Origin of the sequence: Halomonas sp. AOP7-E1-9, from assembly GCF_052376035.1 — a bacterium.
Lineage (GTDB): Bacteria > Pseudomonadota > Gammaproteobacteria > Pseudomonadales > Halomonadaceae > Vreelandella > Vreelandella citrativorans.
Genome location: NZ_JBQSVC010000052.1, coordinates 1 through 14348, shown reverse-complemented (window position 1 = coordinate 14348; position 14348 = coordinate 1). Strand labels below are relative to the sequence as shown.

The 14348-nt window shown below is 51.3% G+C and carries 14 protein-coding genes and 1 pseudogene; 2 read left to right on the top strand and 13 right to left on the bottom strand.

Going from position 1 to position 14348, the window contains the following annotated elements:
- Window positions 1-75: 75 nt before the first annotated feature.
- The 10 genes from ACT3R4_RS17530 to ACT3R4_RS17485 all read right to left on the bottom strand — a co-directional run bounded on the left by ACT3R4_RS17530 (window position 76) and on the right by ACT3R4_RS17485 (window position 10108).
- Entirely contained in the window at window positions 76-375 is a 300-nt protein-coding gene (locus ACT3R4_RS17530; protein WP_087111483.1) for an integration host factor subunit alpha, read from the bottom strand.
- A 66-nt stretch (window positions 376-441) separates the two neighbouring features.
- The gene (gene pheT, locus ACT3R4_RS17525; protein ID WP_193054552.1) at window positions 442-2823 is read right to left on the bottom strand and encodes a phenylalanine--tRNA ligase subunit beta; all 2382 of its coding nucleotides are present in this window, start codon (window positions 2821-2823) and stop codon (window positions 442-444) included.
- Window positions 2824-2849: 26 nt separating this feature from the next.
- Window positions 2850-3869, bottom strand: a complete 1020-nt coding sequence (gene pheS, locus ACT3R4_RS17520; protein ID WP_192527091.1) for a phenylalanine--tRNA ligase subunit alpha — start codon at window positions 3867-3869, stop codon at window positions 2850-2852.
- Between the two features lie 151 nt (window positions 3870-4020).
- Window positions 4021-4374, bottom strand: coding sequence for a 50S ribosomal protein L20 (rplT, locus tag ACT3R4_RS17515; protein WP_018916261.1), 354 nt, complete (start codon window positions 4372-4374; stop codon window positions 4021-4023).
- 54 nt (window positions 4375-4428) lie between these two features.
- A complete protein-coding gene (gene rpmI / locus ACT3R4_RS17510; protein WP_087111489.1) occupies window positions 4429-4623 on the bottom strand; it encodes a 50S ribosomal protein L35 in 195 nt (64 codons plus the stop codon).
- Between the two features lie 81 nt (window positions 4624-4704).
- On the bottom strand, window positions 4705-5196 hold the full coding sequence (gene infC, locus ACT3R4_RS17505) for a translation initiation factor IF-3 (protein WP_193054550.1): 492 nt from the start codon (window positions 5194-5196) through the stop codon (window positions 4705-4707).
- Window positions 5197-5256: 60 nt separating this feature from the next.
- Window positions 5257-7179 carry a threonine--tRNA ligase gene (gene thrS / locus ACT3R4_RS17500; RefSeq protein ID WP_172118808.1) on the bottom strand — a complete coding sequence of 641 codons (1923 nt, stop codon included), beginning with the start codon at window positions 7177-7179 and terminating at the stop codon, window positions 5257-5259.
- Between the two features lie 227 nt (window positions 7180-7406).
- Window positions 7407-8279 carry an OmpA family protein gene (locus ACT3R4_RS17495; protein ID WP_172118809.1) on the bottom strand — a complete coding sequence of 291 codons (873 nt, stop codon included), beginning with the start codon at window positions 8277-8279 and terminating at the stop codon, window positions 7407-7409.
- Window positions 8280-8553: 274 nt separating this feature from the next.
- Window positions 8554-9039: a DUF2489 domain-containing protein gene (locus ACT3R4_RS17490; protein WP_441680095.1), complete on the bottom strand. Its 486-nt coding sequence runs from the start codon at window positions 9037-9039 to the stop codon at window positions 8554-8556.
- A gap of 70 nt (window positions 9040-9109) precedes the next feature.
- Window positions 9110-10108: a COX15/CtaA family protein gene (locus ACT3R4_RS17485; RefSeq protein WP_172118811.1), complete on the bottom strand. Its 999-nt coding sequence runs from the start codon at window positions 10106-10108 to the stop codon at window positions 9110-9112.
- 349 nt (window positions 10109-10457) lie between these two features.
- Here ACT3R4_RS17485 and ACT3R4_RS17480 point away from each other — a divergent pair, with 349 nt between their 5' ends.
- Entirely contained in the window at window positions 10458-10670 is a 213-nt protein-coding gene (locus ACT3R4_RS17480) for a hypothetical protein (protein WP_172118812.1), read from the top strand.
- Window positions 10671-10887: 217 nt separating this feature from the next.
- Here ACT3R4_RS17480 and ACT3R4_RS17475 read toward each other — a convergent pair whose 3' ends face one another.
- The 3 genes and pseudogenes from ACT3R4_RS17475 to ACT3R4_RS17465 all read right to left on the bottom strand — a co-directional run bounded on the left by ACT3R4_RS17475 (window position 10888) and on the right by ACT3R4_RS17465 (window position 13477).
- Window positions 10888-11166 (bottom strand): ankyrin repeat domain-containing protein, encoded by a 279-nt coding sequence (locus tag ACT3R4_RS17475; RefSeq protein ID WP_441680098.1) that lies wholly within the window; start codon window positions 11164-11166, stop codon window positions 10888-10890.
- Window positions 11167-11208: 42 nt separating this feature from the next.
- Window positions 11209-12296, bottom strand: a pseudogene (locus ACT3R4_RS17470) (IS3 family transposase).
- Window positions 12297-12484: 188 nt separating this feature from the next.
- The gene (locus ACT3R4_RS17465; RefSeq protein WP_441680093.1) at window positions 12485-13477 is read right to left on the bottom strand and encodes an IS30 family transposase; all 993 of its coding nucleotides are present in this window, start codon (window positions 13475-13477) and stop codon (window positions 12485-12487) included.
- Between the two features lie 511 nt (window positions 13478-13988).
- On the opposite strand from ACT3R4_RS17465, the gene ACT3R4_RS17460 reads away from it, so the two are divergent.
- Window positions 13989-14348 (top strand): transposase (locus ACT3R4_RS17460; RefSeq protein ID WP_496201262.1); only part of this gene is annotated, 360 nt, incomplete at its 3' end.

Genomic DNA, 14348 nt, shown 5'->3' with positions numbered 1-14348 from the left:
AAAAAAACGGAGCGCCCAAAGGCACTCCGTTATATAGCGAAAACGACGCTACGGGTAGGTCATTAACATCAAGGACTACTTGGTTTTCACATAGTGCTCGACTTGCTGCTTTAATTTTTGACCTGGTCGAAAGGTCACAACACGGCGGGCAGAAATAGGTATTTCTTCACCGGTTTTTGGGTTACGGCCCGGCCGTTCACGCTTATCACGCAAATCAAAGTTACCAAACCCAGACAGCTTAACCTGTTCATTTTCTCGTAAGCAGGCTCGAATCTCTTCGAAAAAAGCTTCGACCATGGTTTTTGCTTCTCGTTTAGACAGTGCCAGCTCAGTATGTAAATGCTCTGCCAGCTCTGCTTTGGTCAACGCACCCATAGGACCCTCCTTGTAGCAAACGCATTGCCAAGAACGTGATAAGCGCCGTGTCGTGGCATATTATTGTCAGCCGCGTAGCTCAGCCTCCAACTGGACACGCACTTGTGTCACGATGGAATCTACCAACTGGTTGATTTCTTCATCGTTTAGCGTGCGTGAAGGATGCTGCCAGGTCAAGCCTAACGCAATACTCTTATGGTCGTCCGCCACGCCTTTACCAGCATAGACATCAAATAGCGTAATGTCTTTTAAGTAATCACCGGCTTTTTCTTTAGCGCAATCCAGTAGAGCCTGAACGGGCACCACTTGCTTTACGATAAACGCCAGATCGCGTCGCACTTCAGGATAACGTGATAACGCTTCAAAGGCCGGGATCTGCCCTTGGCTTAACGTATCCAGGCGTACTTCAAAGAGTACCGCATCCACTTTAAGGCCCAGCTTGGCGCGCACTTGCGGGTGCAAAGTCCCAATCCAACCGGCATGCTCGCCGTTGTACTGTATTTCAGCACTCTGGCCGGGGTGAAGCGCTGGATGCTCGGCTGGCTCAAAGCGCCACGCATCAAGATTGCCACCCAAGGCTAAAAGGCTTTCAAGATCCCCTTTGAGATCGTAAAAGTCGATACGCTCTTTAGAACCTGCCCAGCCTTCCGTTTCCCGACTACCACAGACTAACGCCCCCATCATGGGAACCTGGGACAGTTGATCCAGCTCGCCATTAAATACCAGCCCCGTTTCGAACAGGCGAACACGGGTTTGCTGACGGTTTAAGTTATGCTCCATGGCCCGCACCAGCCCCGGGAAAAGACTGGCCCGCATCACTGAGAGATCCGCTGAAATGGGGTTAGCAAGCACCGGAGAGACGGCATCAGGCAATATAGCGGCCTGAAGCTCGGGAGCCACAAAGCTATAAGTAATCGCCTCCTGGAAACCACGAGCGACCATTTGGCGACGCAACTGCGCTTGGGTGAGTGTTGCTTCATCTGCAGAGCGCAGCGCTAACCGTGCAGCCGGGCGACGAACAGGCAGATTATTGTAGCCATGAATTCGGGCGATCTCTTCGATCAGGTCTTCTTCAATCGCGACATCGAAACGCCAGCTAGGCGCAACAGCCGACCAGCCTTCAGCCTGCTGACTCACCTCAAGACCCAAACGCGTCAGAATGTCGGTGACATCTTCATTGGCCAATTTCTTGGAAAGCGCACTTTCCAAACGCGCTTCACGCAGCAAAATAGTGCGAGAAGCAGGCACATGCTCTTCACTGACGCATGCAGTGACAGGGCCAGGCTGGCCGCCACAAATATCCAACAGTAAGCGTGTCGCACGCTCAATGGCCGCTGTAGCAAGCTCAGGGTCCACGCCACGCTCAAACCGGTGTGACGCATCGGTGTGCAAACCGTAAGAGCGCGCCTTACCCGCAATCGCCAGTGGTGTAAAAAATGCCGACTCCAGGAAAATCGTCTGGGTAGTTTCGTTAACCCCAGAATTCTCTCCGCCCATGACTCCCGCCATGGCAAGCGGACCCGCCTCATCGGCAATCATTAATGTTCCGGGGCGCAGGGCAACGTCTTGCCCATCCAGCAAGGTTAGCCGCTCCCCCTCTTTCGCCATGCGCACAACGATGCGACCGTTCAAATTATCGCGATCAAACGCGTGCATCGGCTGGCCAAGCTCCAGCATGACGTAATTAGTAACGTCCACCACAGGATCAATGGAACGGATACCGCTACGACGCAGACGCTCTACCATCCAAAGCGGTGTTTCCGCTTTTACATTAATGCCCTTGATGAGGCGACCCACATAGCGAGGACACTGCTCAGGTGCTTCAACGCTGACTGCAAAGGTGTCATCTATTACAGCCGCGGCAGGTTCAATGACCGGTGGCGTTACGGCTAACCGATTAAGTACGCCCACCTCACGGGCAAGCCCTTTGACACTTAAGCAATCTCCGCGGTTAGGCGTAAGATCCACCTCAATGGTCATATCATTGAGGTGCATATATTCGCGAAAATCGACGCCAACAGGCGCAGAATTAGCCAATACCAGAATACCAGGCGAGGTTTCTTCCTCAAGCCCAAGTTCCGATGCTGAACAAATCATGCCGCGTGACTCTACACCGCGCAGCTTGGCCTTCTTGATTTTGAAATCGCCTGGCAGCACGCCCCCTACCTGAGCAAAAGGAATCTTCTGGCCGATATCCACGTTTGCTGCACCGCACACCACCTGCACCGGTTCACCCGAGCCATCATTAACGGTACATACGTTTAATTTGTCGGCATCCGGGTGCTTCTCTTTGGTAAGCACCTCAGCAACGACAACGCCGCTAAACGCAGCGGCTACGGCTTCAACTGCATCGACTTCCAAGCCGGCCATCGTGATCTGATCAGCAATCGCCTGCGTGTCCAGCTGCGGTGATACCCATTCGCGCAGCCACTGTTCTGAAAATTTCATGATCGTTCCTGTGTTCGGCAGCGGTCTTAAGCGAATTGGCGCAAGAAGCGCAGGTCGTTTTCAAAGAACAGGCGCAAGTCGTTTACACCGTAACGCAGCATCGCTAAGCGCTCAGCCCCCATGCCAAAGGCAAAGCCGGTATAGCGTTCAGTATCAATACCCGAGTGGCGGAAAACTTCAGGATGTACCATGCCGCAACCCATTACTTCCAGCCAGCCACTATGCGAGCAAACACGGCAGCCTGAACCGCTGCACATAACGCATTGGATATCGACTTCAGCAGAAGGCTCGGTAAATGGAAAATACGAAGGGCGGAAGCGAACAGAAAGGTCGTCCCGCTCAAAAAACGCCTGCAGAAAGTCTTCAATCGTGCCCTTTAGGTCAGCAAAGCTAACCCCTTCGTCCACCAGCAGTCCTTCCACTTGGTGAAACATAGGCGTATGCGTCAGGTCGGAGTCGCTACGATAAACGCGTCCGGGGCACACAATCCGAATGGGCGGCTCGCTCTCTTTCATTGTGCGCACTTGAACGGGTGAAGTGTGCGTTCTTAACAGCCGCGTTGCATCAAAATAGAACGTATCCGCCATGCCGCGTGCCGGGTGATGCGCAGGAATATTGAGCGCTTCGAAATTGTGATAGTCATCTTCAATTTCTGGTCCTACCGCGACGTCATAACCGATACGCGTAAATAAGCTTTCGATACGTTCAAGCGTACGCGTAACCGGGTGCAAGCCACCACTGGCCTGCCCACGGCCCGGCAACGTAACATCGATGCGCTCAGCGGCCAACCGTGCATTCAATGCTGCGTTTTCAAGCTGCTGGCGCTTAGCGTCAATTTCATTAGCCAATGTTTGCTTTGCCTGGTTAATGCGTTCGCCAGCAGCCGGGCGCTCTTCGGCTGTTAGCTTGCCTAACCCTTTCAGCAAAGCCGTTACTTCGCCTTTTTTGCCTAAATAGCGAACTCGCAACTCATCCAGCGAAGCAACATCTTGCGAAGCCTGAATGGCATCACGTGCTTCAGACACCAGAGTAGGAAGGTGGTCCATCCGTTTCACTCCGAATTAAGCGGTTCCCTTTTATGAGGGTGTCGCACATTGAAGGTGACAAAAAAACAGGGGAAGAGCGGCTGCTCTTCCCCTGCGGGTCACACTGAAATGACCTTCGTCAATTCACGCTGGCATTTGCACAGCTATGACGTTATTGGGCAGCCTTAGCTTTTTCCACGATAGCAGCAAATGCGGCTTTTTCGTGTACAGCCAGATCAGCCAATACTTTACGGTCAATTTCGATGCCGGCTTTCTTCAAACCGCCAACAAAGCGGCTGTAAGACATACCGTTGATGCGTGCAGCAGCGTTAATACGCTGAATCCACAGCGCACGGAACTGACGCTTACGGTTGCGGCGGTCACGATAAGCATACTGACCTGCTTTGATAACGGCCTGTTTAGCTACACGGAAAACACGCGAACGGGCACCGTAGTAACCTTTAGCCTGCTTCAATACTTTTTTATGGCGACGACGGGCAACTACACCACGCTTAACACGAGTCATAACACACTCCTGACTTTATAGCTGAGGCTTTAAGCACTCAGACAAAAAAACGACTTATAGGTTTGGCAGCATGCGCTGGATCAGCGCTTTATCAGCAGCGTGAACCTGCTTCATTCCACGCAGCTGACGCTTACGCTTAGTCGATTTTTTGGTCAGGATGTGGCTACGGTGAGACTGCTTGTGCTTGAAGCCATTAGCGGTCTTTTTAAAGCGCTTTGCAGCGCCGCTGTTGCTTTTGATTTTCGGCATGAGAAAACTCCGCTCGATATTTTTTAGAAAATCCAGGGCCGACCATCACCTACGCGATGGCCCGTTGGTTTCGCCGTTGGATCACTTCTTTTTCGGGGCAAGAATCATGATCATCTGGCGGCCTTCCATTTTCGGGAAGGATTCCACCGTTCCGATCTCTTCCAGGTCTGCCGCGATCCTTTCCATCAGCTTGCGGCCGATGTCCTGGTGCGCCATTTCACGACCACGGAAGCGCAAAGTGACCTTACCCTTGTCACCACCTTCCAAAAAGCGCATCAGGTTTTTCAATTTTACCTGATAATCGCCTTCGTCGGTGCCAGGACGGAATTTAACTTCCTTAACCTGGATTTGCTTTTGCTTTTTCTTTTGAGCCGCTTTCTGCTTCTTCGTCTCAAAAACGAATTTACCGTAATCCATAATCTTACAGACAATGGGATCGGCATTCGAAATTTGCACGAGGTCTAAACCGGCAGTTTCTGCACGCTCAATCGCTTCGGTGGTAGGCACAACGCCCAACTGCTCACCTTCAGCATCGATTAAACGCACTTCTTCTTCGGTAATTCGCTCGTTCATTGGTGGGCGTTTGTCTGCTGGACGCCCGCGCTGATTGCTTCGCTTGATCGTTCCGTCTCCTTAGGCAATTGACGATGTCGCCAGGGCTGCTCGCTCCGCACCAAGACGCTCGATAAGTGCATCGACTGTCATTGTGCCGAGGTTTTCGCCGCTGCGAGTTCGCACGGCCACTGAGTCAGCTTCGACTTCCTTATCTCCCACCACAAGGAGATAGGGAATTTTCTGTAACGTATGCTCACGGATTTTAAAGCCGATCTTCTCGTTCCTCAAGTCCGCTTTAGCTCGTAAGCCACTTTTTTGCAGACGTTGCTCTAATTCAAGAGCGTAATCACGCTGCGCATCGGTGATTGTCATCACTACCGCCTGCTGAGGTGCCAACCATAATGGCATAGCGCCCGCATAATGTTCAATCAAGATACCAATGAAGCGCTCCATTGAGCCTACTATAGCACGGTGCAACATGACCGGCGGCTTACGTTCGCCCTCTTCAGTCACATATTGAGCACCTAAACGCTCGGGCATCATGAAATCAACCTGCATGGTGCCCACCTGCCACTCGCGCCCCAAGCAATCTTTCATATGGTATTCAATCTTGGGGCCATAGAACGCACCTTCACCAGGGAGCTCCTGCCATTCGACATCACACGCTTTTAACGCGCGACGCAACGCATCTTCCGCCTCATCCCAAACGTCATCACTACCAATTCTTTTCTCAGGGCGAAGCGCAATTTTAATGGCAATATCTTCAAACCCAAAATCGGTATAGACCTTAAGCGCCTGGCGATGAAAGCTGGTGACCTCGGGCTCAACCTGGGCTTCGGTGCAAAACACATGACCATCATCTTGAGTAAACGCACGAACACGCATAATGCCATGCAAAGCGCCAGAGGGCTCGTTACGATGACAACCACCAAACTCACCAAAGCGAACCGGAAGCTCACGGTAGCTACGCAACCCGGAATTAAACACCTGCACATGGCCAGGGCAATTCATGGGCTTGAGAGCATACTCGCGCTTCTCGGATTCGGTAAAGAACATACCGTCCGCGTAATTATCCCAATGTCCTGATTTTTTCCACAACGATACGTCCATTATTTGCGGGCAGCGAATTTCCTGGTAACCGCCGTCTTTATAAACGCCTCGCATATACTGTTCGATCTGCTGCCATAACGCCCAACCGTTCGGATGCCAAAACACCATCCCTGGCGCCTCTTCCTGCATATGGAAGAGATCAAGACGGCGCGCAAGCTTACGGTGATCGCGTTTTTCAGCCTCTTCAAGCCGCTTCAAGTACGCTTTCAGCTGCTTTTTATCGCCCCAGGCAGTGCCATAAATACGCGTCAGCATGGGATTGGAAGCATCCCCGCGCCAATAGGCGCCGGCAAGCTTCGTCAACTTAAACGCTTTTAGATGGCGGGTATTAGGCACATGAGGGCCACGGCACATATCCGTGTACTCTTCATGATGATAAAGCCGGATATCCGCACCGTCAGGAATATCGTGAATAATTTCCTGTTTATACGTTTCATCACGCTGAGAAAACGTCGACATTGCTTTATCGCGATCAACATATTCACGGACAACATCGTACTCGCGCTCTATTAGCGCTTGCATACGTTTTTCAATTGCCTCTAAATCTTCTGGCGTAATTGAACGACCAAAGTCGACATCATAATAAAAGCCGTTATCAATGACCGGCCCAATCGCCATTTTAGCGTCCGGGTAAAGCTGCTTTACCGCATGACCAATCAAATGCGCGCAGGAGTGACGAATGATCTCCACGCCGTCTGGGTCACGCGCAGTAATAATCGCTACGTTTGCATCGTGCTCGATAACATCTGCAGCATCGACTAAAACGCCATCTATCCGCCCTGCAACGCAGGCCTTAGCCAAACCAGGGCCAATGGATTCTGCAAGCTGCATAATGGAAAGTGGTGCTTCAAATGTTCTTTGGCTACCGTCAGGTAGTGTCACAATGGGCATTCAGTATTCCTTGAGCGCAGTGGTGATCCATACCAAGGATCACATTTCGCTATCAATGATCGTGGCGTTTAATAAGTGATACAACGTTATACAAGCGCGTAGCCTAACAGACTTGAGCGCCGCAGAAAATAAAAACGGGAGGCATACGCCTCCCGTCGATACGCACAGTAAATGTGCGGCACATCCAGCAAAAGCACTACACGTTTAGCGCCCAAGCAGTCTGCGTATTAGTTCCACTCGTCAATTTCAACACGGCGGTTCAGTGCGCGACCTTCATCAGTCTCGTTCGTAGCGATCGGATTCTCTTCACCGTAACCAACAGCACGCATGCGGTTAGCTTCTACGCCACGCTGAGCAAGATAAGCAGTCACAGATTCAGCACGACGCTGAGATAAGCCTTTGTTATAAGCAGCTGTACCACGTGAATCGGTATAACCATCGATGCTTACACGCACATCGGGGTTATTAACCAGACGCTCAGCAACACCGTTCAGGATGTTACGGGCATTATCGGTCAACTGAGCAGAATCAAACTCGAAGTTAACGTCTTGAAGAACAACGCTATCTGGGCAACCCAGCGCGTTTACTTCGGTGCCAGCTGGCGTATTGGGGCACTGGTCACGGTAATCCGGCACGCCGTCACCGTCGGAGTCTAGCGGGCAACCTACTGCGTCTACTTCTACACCAGCGGGGGTACCCGGACACTGGTCACGATAGTCCGGCACGCCGTCATTATCGGAGTCCAGCGGACAACCTTGCGCATCAACGGCAACACCAGCAGGCACTTCACCGTATGTCGGGCACTGCGGAGCTACCGGCTCAGGCGTACGATCAGCACACAGCAGGCCACCGATTGCAGCGCCAGCGACAGCACCCGTTGCCGCACCGCTATCTTCATCAGAAGAGCTGCTAGTGGCATAGCCGATGCTACCGCCAATCAAACTTCCCGCCAGACCGCAAACAGCAGGGTGCTGATACCAGCTACGGTCACTGCTGCTAGCACCAGCTTGGCCAGAAGATTGATTAGCGGAAGTGGCACAGCCTGAAAGGCCCACTACCAAGGCGGAACCGATTAGCAACCCAGTCGTTGACTTTTTCATACAAGACTCCTTCTTGATCCAGTGCTGACTTAGCCGTATAGCCAAATCTATCCAATGCTTCTTATTGCGAGAGCATCCATTTTTCGCTTGTTCAATTTTAACCACGCGGGCGTTCCCCTGCCTGAATTGAACAATCTGCCTATTATTACGCTTTAACCATTGAAGGCAACAATGCCGACATATCAACTTCTTGCCAACATCGACATATCAAGCATAGCAAAACTGCCACATCCGGCACCAAAAAAACATATTGCCGCACTAAAATAAACCAAACTTACTTCTTATTTTCGCCTTTATACAGCTCAGGTCCGCCTTGTGCACGCCATTTTATAACGGCTTCTGCAGCAGCCAGAACCGCGGGCTTCATATCACGCTCAACTTCCAAACGCTGCTTATCTTCGCTCATGCGCTCACGGGGCGTTAAATTGGCACGAGCAGAGTGCGTTTTAAGATGCTGCGTCCGGTTATAAACCTCAGAAAAGGCTTTAAAATCAGGATGCTCTTCAAGATTGGCATCAACAATTTCAAGCAGCACCTTGCAGCGCCATGAACCTTCGGTAATGTCTACCTGCCCTTGGACCAATGCACTTGTTACATAATCCAAATTTTCAAGGCTATTTTGCTGGGCCCTTAAATCTTCATCCAAGCGGAATGCTTCACGGCGTTTTACCTCTTTGCGCAGTTTAAGCGCGTACATGGATAAAGCCGCAATGACAGCAAGCGCTAATGTAAGCGCCATCAGTGCGCTGACCGAATTCATAATGCTCTCCGTCGTACATCAAAAAACTAAACAGGAATTATACATCATTTTAAATTTGAACTCTTATCTTCTATCGCTCGCCCAAGCACACGCACCACCAAGCCCGCACCATGCCAATCACGAGTAAAACGGCCCCTGCAGTATGCGCAAGTGCCAACCACAAAGGCAACCACATCAACACGTTGGCTATGCCAAGTACAACCTGCAGCGCATAGACCCCAATAACAAATACAAGCGCCCGAGCGACACTTGGGTTGTGGCGATATCGATACCAAAGCATCAGGAGTGACACACCCAGCAACAGCGCCCCTAGCCGATGCATATAGTGAATCGCGACCCGAGCTTCTGCATGCAGCTGTCCATGCAGGTAATTGGGGCCAACCGTTTGAGTCAGATGGAAACCTTCACTAAGATCCATGGTTGGCCACCACTGGCCATTACAAGCGGGGAACCCTTGGCAAGCCATACCTGAATAGTTACTTGTTACCCAGCCCCCCAAACCAAGCTGCAAAATCAATAGCACGGCGGCTAAACCCCAAAAAACATTAAAGCAGTTTGCTCCCATGACCTTTTTCTCAGAAATACTGGTTAGCCTGAGATGCAGCCAGAAAAAGAGCAGCAATACGCTTAGCCCGCCCAGCAAATGTAAAGTAACCACTTGAGGCCAAAGCTTGAGGGTCACGGTAAATGCACCAAAGCCCCCTTGTATAATGATAGCGGCAACTAGAAGCACGCTAATGCACCAAGGGTAATGGCGAGTATTGCGAAGTGGCCAGCCAAGCACTAAAACGCTTAGAACCAATATTCCGAGAAGAGTAGCTACATAACGATGCACCATTTCCACCCAGGCTTTTGCAACATCCAGGGGGGCATCGGGATGGCGTAGAGCAGCATGCTCACCATCAGGAACGAGCAAGCGACCATAGCAACCAGGCCAATCCGGGCAACCTAACCCCGCGTCCACTAAACGCGTCCAGGCACCGACCAAGATAACGACAATAGTCAGCAGCGTTCCCAATAACGTTAAGCGTGAAAGCCATACCAAGCGGCGCTCTGTCGATGAGTGCATCATGTATCCTTACATTTTCGTCGGCAGTATCCCTATCGGCTATTAAAGACCTCTTCGATACAAGCCAATCTATCCATGGTTACCTTATATTAGCAGCTAGATAAGGGCTAACTTGTCTCAAGAGCCCCCCCCCCCCCGGCTTTTCCTCCAAGCCTATCGTCAACCAACGAAATACCCTCACACCCCATACAGTATTATCGCTCTATATCAGTGTAGACATTTATTTTTAAACGGTTATTCGTACGCACAACACAAAAGACGATTTACAACCCGCTGACATGAGCCCTATAGTCACTGCTACAATTCCGTATTCTTTTCATTAATCCAACGTAATACAGGGAATAATTTTATGCTGCAATATCGTCTCACCACCGGGATAGTGGCTTTTCTGGCGTTAATAGCAATGGCGTCGCTAGCGGGATGCACGACGTATACCTGGCCAGACGGCTCAAAAGAAACCGTACTTGGCGTTGTGCCGGACGATGAAAATAAACGCTATGAAGAGCAGCAAGCAGAAAGTGTCAGATACCGCGTACCAGGTGAAATTCCAGAAACTCAGTAGCACCGTTAGCACTAGCCCTCTTCTTATCCTTGTTGCAAGGCCTTAACGCTAATCATAACTTGGAAGAATCTAAACTTAAGAGTTTGCTATCTGTAAGCCTTAAAGCAATGAATAATGCTTAGCCATGACCTTGAGCAGGCCTTGAGTCGCTTTATTTTTCAAGCTCGTTGGCTATTTGCATGACTAGCTGACAAAAAAGTGGCGGTTAGGCCTTATATTAGCGGGCGCCAGAAGCGATAAGGATTTTTTCGATATCCTGATAGTTAGCACCGCTTGCATGCTGCAGTGGCGTCACGCCGTTACCATCCGCCAAGTTAACATTAGCGCCTGCCTCAACTAACAACTCTACGATTTTCCGATGGTGGGCCTGCCCATCGCCCAAGATGATTGCCTCCAGCAGCGCGGTCCAATGAAGATTGTTAACGTGATCTACGTCAACCCCTGCCTCAATCAAAGTTCGTACCGTCTCAACATGCCTGCGCTCCGCGGCTGGGATGGTAATCCCCCCATTTATAACCGGGGCGATAAGTAGAGTTGGTTAGGCAGCCATGGTCACCTTCTGTTTCGGTGTTATCCCGCCCAATGCCATATTCGGTCGCTCGTGGTTGTACGTCCAGAGCCAGCGTGTGGCAAAATCCTGTACTTCAGCGATCGAGTCGAACAAATAATGACTCAGTCAATCATAACGGACTGTTCGGTTGTAACGTTCGATGTAGGCATTCTGCTGCGGCTTGCCAGGTTGAATGTGCAGCAACTCAATACCGTTCTGCTTCGCCCAACGGGTTAGTTTGCCACTGATGTATTCCGGGCCGTTGTCGCACCGAATGGCCCTGGGTCGGCCACGCCATTCGATCAACTGGTTTAAGGAGCGTATCACGCGCTCTGCTGGCAGTGAGAAGTCTGCATCGATGATCAGGCCTTCTCGATTGTAATCATCGATCACGTTGAACAACCGGTACTTTCGGCCATTGGCCAACTGATCATGCATGAAGTCCATCGACCAGCAGGTATTCAGCGCAGTGGGTACAACCAGTGGCGCTGGCTTTTCACGCACCAATCGCTTTTTGGGCTTGATGCGCAAGTTCAGCTCCAATGCCCGATAAATTCGGTAGATCCGTTTATGGTTCCAACCAAAGCCCTTCACGTTGCGCAGATACAAATAACACAGTCCAAACCCCCAGTTACGCTGATGGCGAGTCAGGCGCACCAGCCAGTCAGCGATAACGGCGTTCTCATGGCTCAGCTTCGCTTGATAGCGGTAACAGGTTTCACTGATCCCGAAAACCTGACAGGCCAGTCGAATACTGCAGCAACCGGTCTCAACGACATTCTTTGCCATCTCGCGGCGTTGAGATGGCTTTACCACTTCCCCTCAAGGGCTTCCTGGCGCAACTCTGCCTTCAACCGCTCTTCGGCATACATCTTCTTGAGGCGCTGGTTCTCATCTTCCAACTCCTTGAGGCGCTTCATCATGGACGTGTCCATACCACCGTACCTGGAGCGCCATTTATAAAATGAGGCACTGCTCATGCCGTGTTCGCGACACAGTTCAGGGACAGGCATACCAGACTCCGCCTGCTTCAAAATCGCCATGATTTGGCTGTCGGTAAAACGTGATTTGCGCATGTGAAATCTCCTGTGTTTTCAGGTTACAAAATTCCACTTATCAACGCGATTATTTTTCGGGGGGATTACCGTAAATACATGAAGGGGTCCCCCGCTTAGTTTATTGGTAACAAATGCCAACGATGGACAACATTCCAACCTTGCAAATTGCAGGGGCTCCTTTAGCATAGAATACTTTTTTCCTGAATTCAACTAATAAGTGCAGCACCTGCGGTATTCAGGGCTCCTGAGTATTCACCCAGAAACACCTGTGCCGGTGTTCGATAGCCGAGGCGCTTTCTAGGCCGATCATTTAACTTGTTGACCACGCGTCGTACCTCGGCATCTGTAATTTGCCGGAAGTCTGTTCCCTTGGGGAAATACTGCCGTATCAAGCCATTCGTATTTTCATTCGTGCCTCGTTGTCCCGAGCAGTAAGCATCACAGAAATAAATTGACGCGCTAACGGCCTTGGCAACCTCCTCGTGGCGTGCAAACTCTGAACCATTGTCCAGCGTGATGCTCTTCACTGCGCCGCGACGAGGCTTGAGCAGCCGAATCATGGCTTTCTCGGTCAGTTCTGACGTTATCTTTGGCAAACGCGCGGCCATTAAATAACCACTGCGGCGCTCCACCAGTGTCACCAGGCCTGACTGCTTATGCCCCTTGAGCACCGTGTCGCCCTCCCAATGACCGATCACGAGCCGGTCATCGACGTCAGCGGGACGGTGTTCAATGCCCACACGGTTGGGAATTTTACCGAGCCCTGCGCTCTTGGCGTGAGCACGGTGCTTGCTACGCCGCTTGGGTTGACGAAGGTGCCGCCAGAGATCGCCTCCACGAGCCTTGTCATCCCAAATCAAGGCGTAGATCCACTGATGACTAACGCCCCTGTCGATCAAAGGCGCCATGAAACCGCTGATCTGCTCAGGGCTCCACTCTTCACGCAGTTGCTTGGCGACGATGTTGATCATGCTGGGTAGGCGCTTCGTCCACTTCCAGGCGGTGCGTCGCCGGTTGTCACTACGGTGCTGAGCCAGCTCGGGTTCATAACCGTCAGCAGTCGCGTTACGACGAAGCTCGCGACTAATCGTACTGTTATAAATGCCAAGGTCTTTGGCGATCTGTCTTTGGCTCATGCCTATCTCAGCACGAGCGTGAATCTGGTATCGTTGGGTCTGGGTCAGCTGCCGGTATTCCATGCTCTGCTTCACTTTGGTCGGTAAAGCAGGGAGGATGCCGGCGCTGGCCCTCCTACTTCTACCGAATGGCTCAAAGTGCTGCAGTTATTCTATGAATTCAGGTTTGAAAGGCGATCAGGCTGGCAGCAGCCCATCTGCATCGGCAACTTGCGTTAGTACAAAAGGGTTATTTCTCCAATAACTAAAAAGGAATTCCTTAGTAGCACGCGACGGTGCGACCAAGGCACTATTAAAGGCTGACAATTCGGGTCCATATACCGGACCACGTAAAGCTTTCACCTCCACTGTCTTTGGTCGCGAGACCGCCGGCCTTGCTGAGTTCATCGCCTCCCAGCCTTCTAATTTAGTGCCGAAGAAACCTACTATGCATCGAAGAGCAGAATCAATTGTGTATTGAAAAAGCCATACCTGTCGCTCTGCCTCCAGTGCTCAGCTTTAGCCTAGTACTACTGTGTCATAAATAGACATGTTATCAATACGTATTGTGTCCTCTGTATAGCGATTTCGCATTATGGTAAACGACGCACTTCACGACCGCTTCGAGACGTATCTTGATGAGCTAGCGCCTCGCCTGGGCCATGCTGATCGGGTGCAAGGTTTTCAGGATTACTGTCGTGGCTTGATGCTGCCGCTGAAACGCAAGAGTATCGAGCCCATCGCCGCCAGTGTCGATCCGTATAACGTTCAGGCCTGTCATCAGTCGCTGCATCACCTGGTGGCTCGCTCTGGATGGTCTGACCGAGGGATGCTTAATGGCGTGGCGCAGCAGGTGCTACCCTACTTGCTTCCCCCCGATACGACGCCTTTCTGGATTATCGATGACACCGGTATTCGCAAGAAAGGACGGCATTCGGTGGGCGTTAGCCGCCAA

Excerpts from the sequence above, each read along its gene's own strand:
- ACT3R4_RS17530 (WP_087111483.1), bottom strand. The coding sequence starts at position 375 with ATGGGTGCGTTGACCAAAGCAGAGCTGGCAGAGCATTTACATACTGAG.
- pheT (WP_193054552.1), bottom strand. The coding sequence starts at position 2,823 with ATGAAATTTTCAGAACAGTGGCTGCGCGAATGGGTATCACCGCAGCTG.
- pheS (WP_192527091.1), bottom strand. The coding sequence starts at position 3,869 with ATGGACCACCTTCCTACTCTGGTGTCTGAAGCACGTGATGCCATTCAG.
- rplT (WP_018916261.1), bottom strand. The coding sequence starts at position 4,374 with ATGACTCGTGTTAAGCGTGGTGTAGTTGCCCGTCGTCGCCATAAAAAA.
- rpmI (WP_087111489.1), bottom strand. The coding sequence starts at position 4,623 with ATGCCGAAAATCAAAAGCAACAGCGGCGCTGCAAAGCGCTTTAAAAAG.
- infC (WP_193054550.1), bottom strand. The coding sequence starts at position 5,196 with ATGAACGAGCGAATTACCGAAGAAGAAGTGCGTTTAATCGATGCTGAA.
- thrS (WP_172118808.1), bottom strand. The coding sequence starts at position 7,179 with ATGCCCATTGTGACACTACCTGACGGTAGCCAAAGAACATTTGAAGCA.
- ACT3R4_RS17495 (WP_172118809.1), bottom strand. The coding sequence starts at position 8,279 with ATGAAAAAGTCAACGACTGGGTTGCTAATCGGTTCCGCCTTGGTAGTG.
- ACT3R4_RS17490 (WP_441680095.1), bottom strand. The coding sequence starts at position 9,039 with ATGAATTCGGTCAGCGCACTGATGGCGCTTACATTAGCGCTTGCTGTC.
- ACT3R4_RS17485 (WP_172118811.1), bottom strand. The coding sequence starts at position 10,108 with ATGCACTCATCGACAGAGCGCCGCTTGGTATGGCTTTCACGCTTAACG.
- ACT3R4_RS17480 (WP_172118812.1), top strand. The coding sequence starts at position 10,458 with ATGCTGCAATATCGTCTCACCACCGGGATAGTGGCTTTTCTGGCGTTA.
- ACT3R4_RS17465 (WP_441680093.1), bottom strand. The coding sequence starts at position 13,477 with ATGGAATACCGGCAGCTGACCCAGACCCAACGATACCAGATTCACGCT.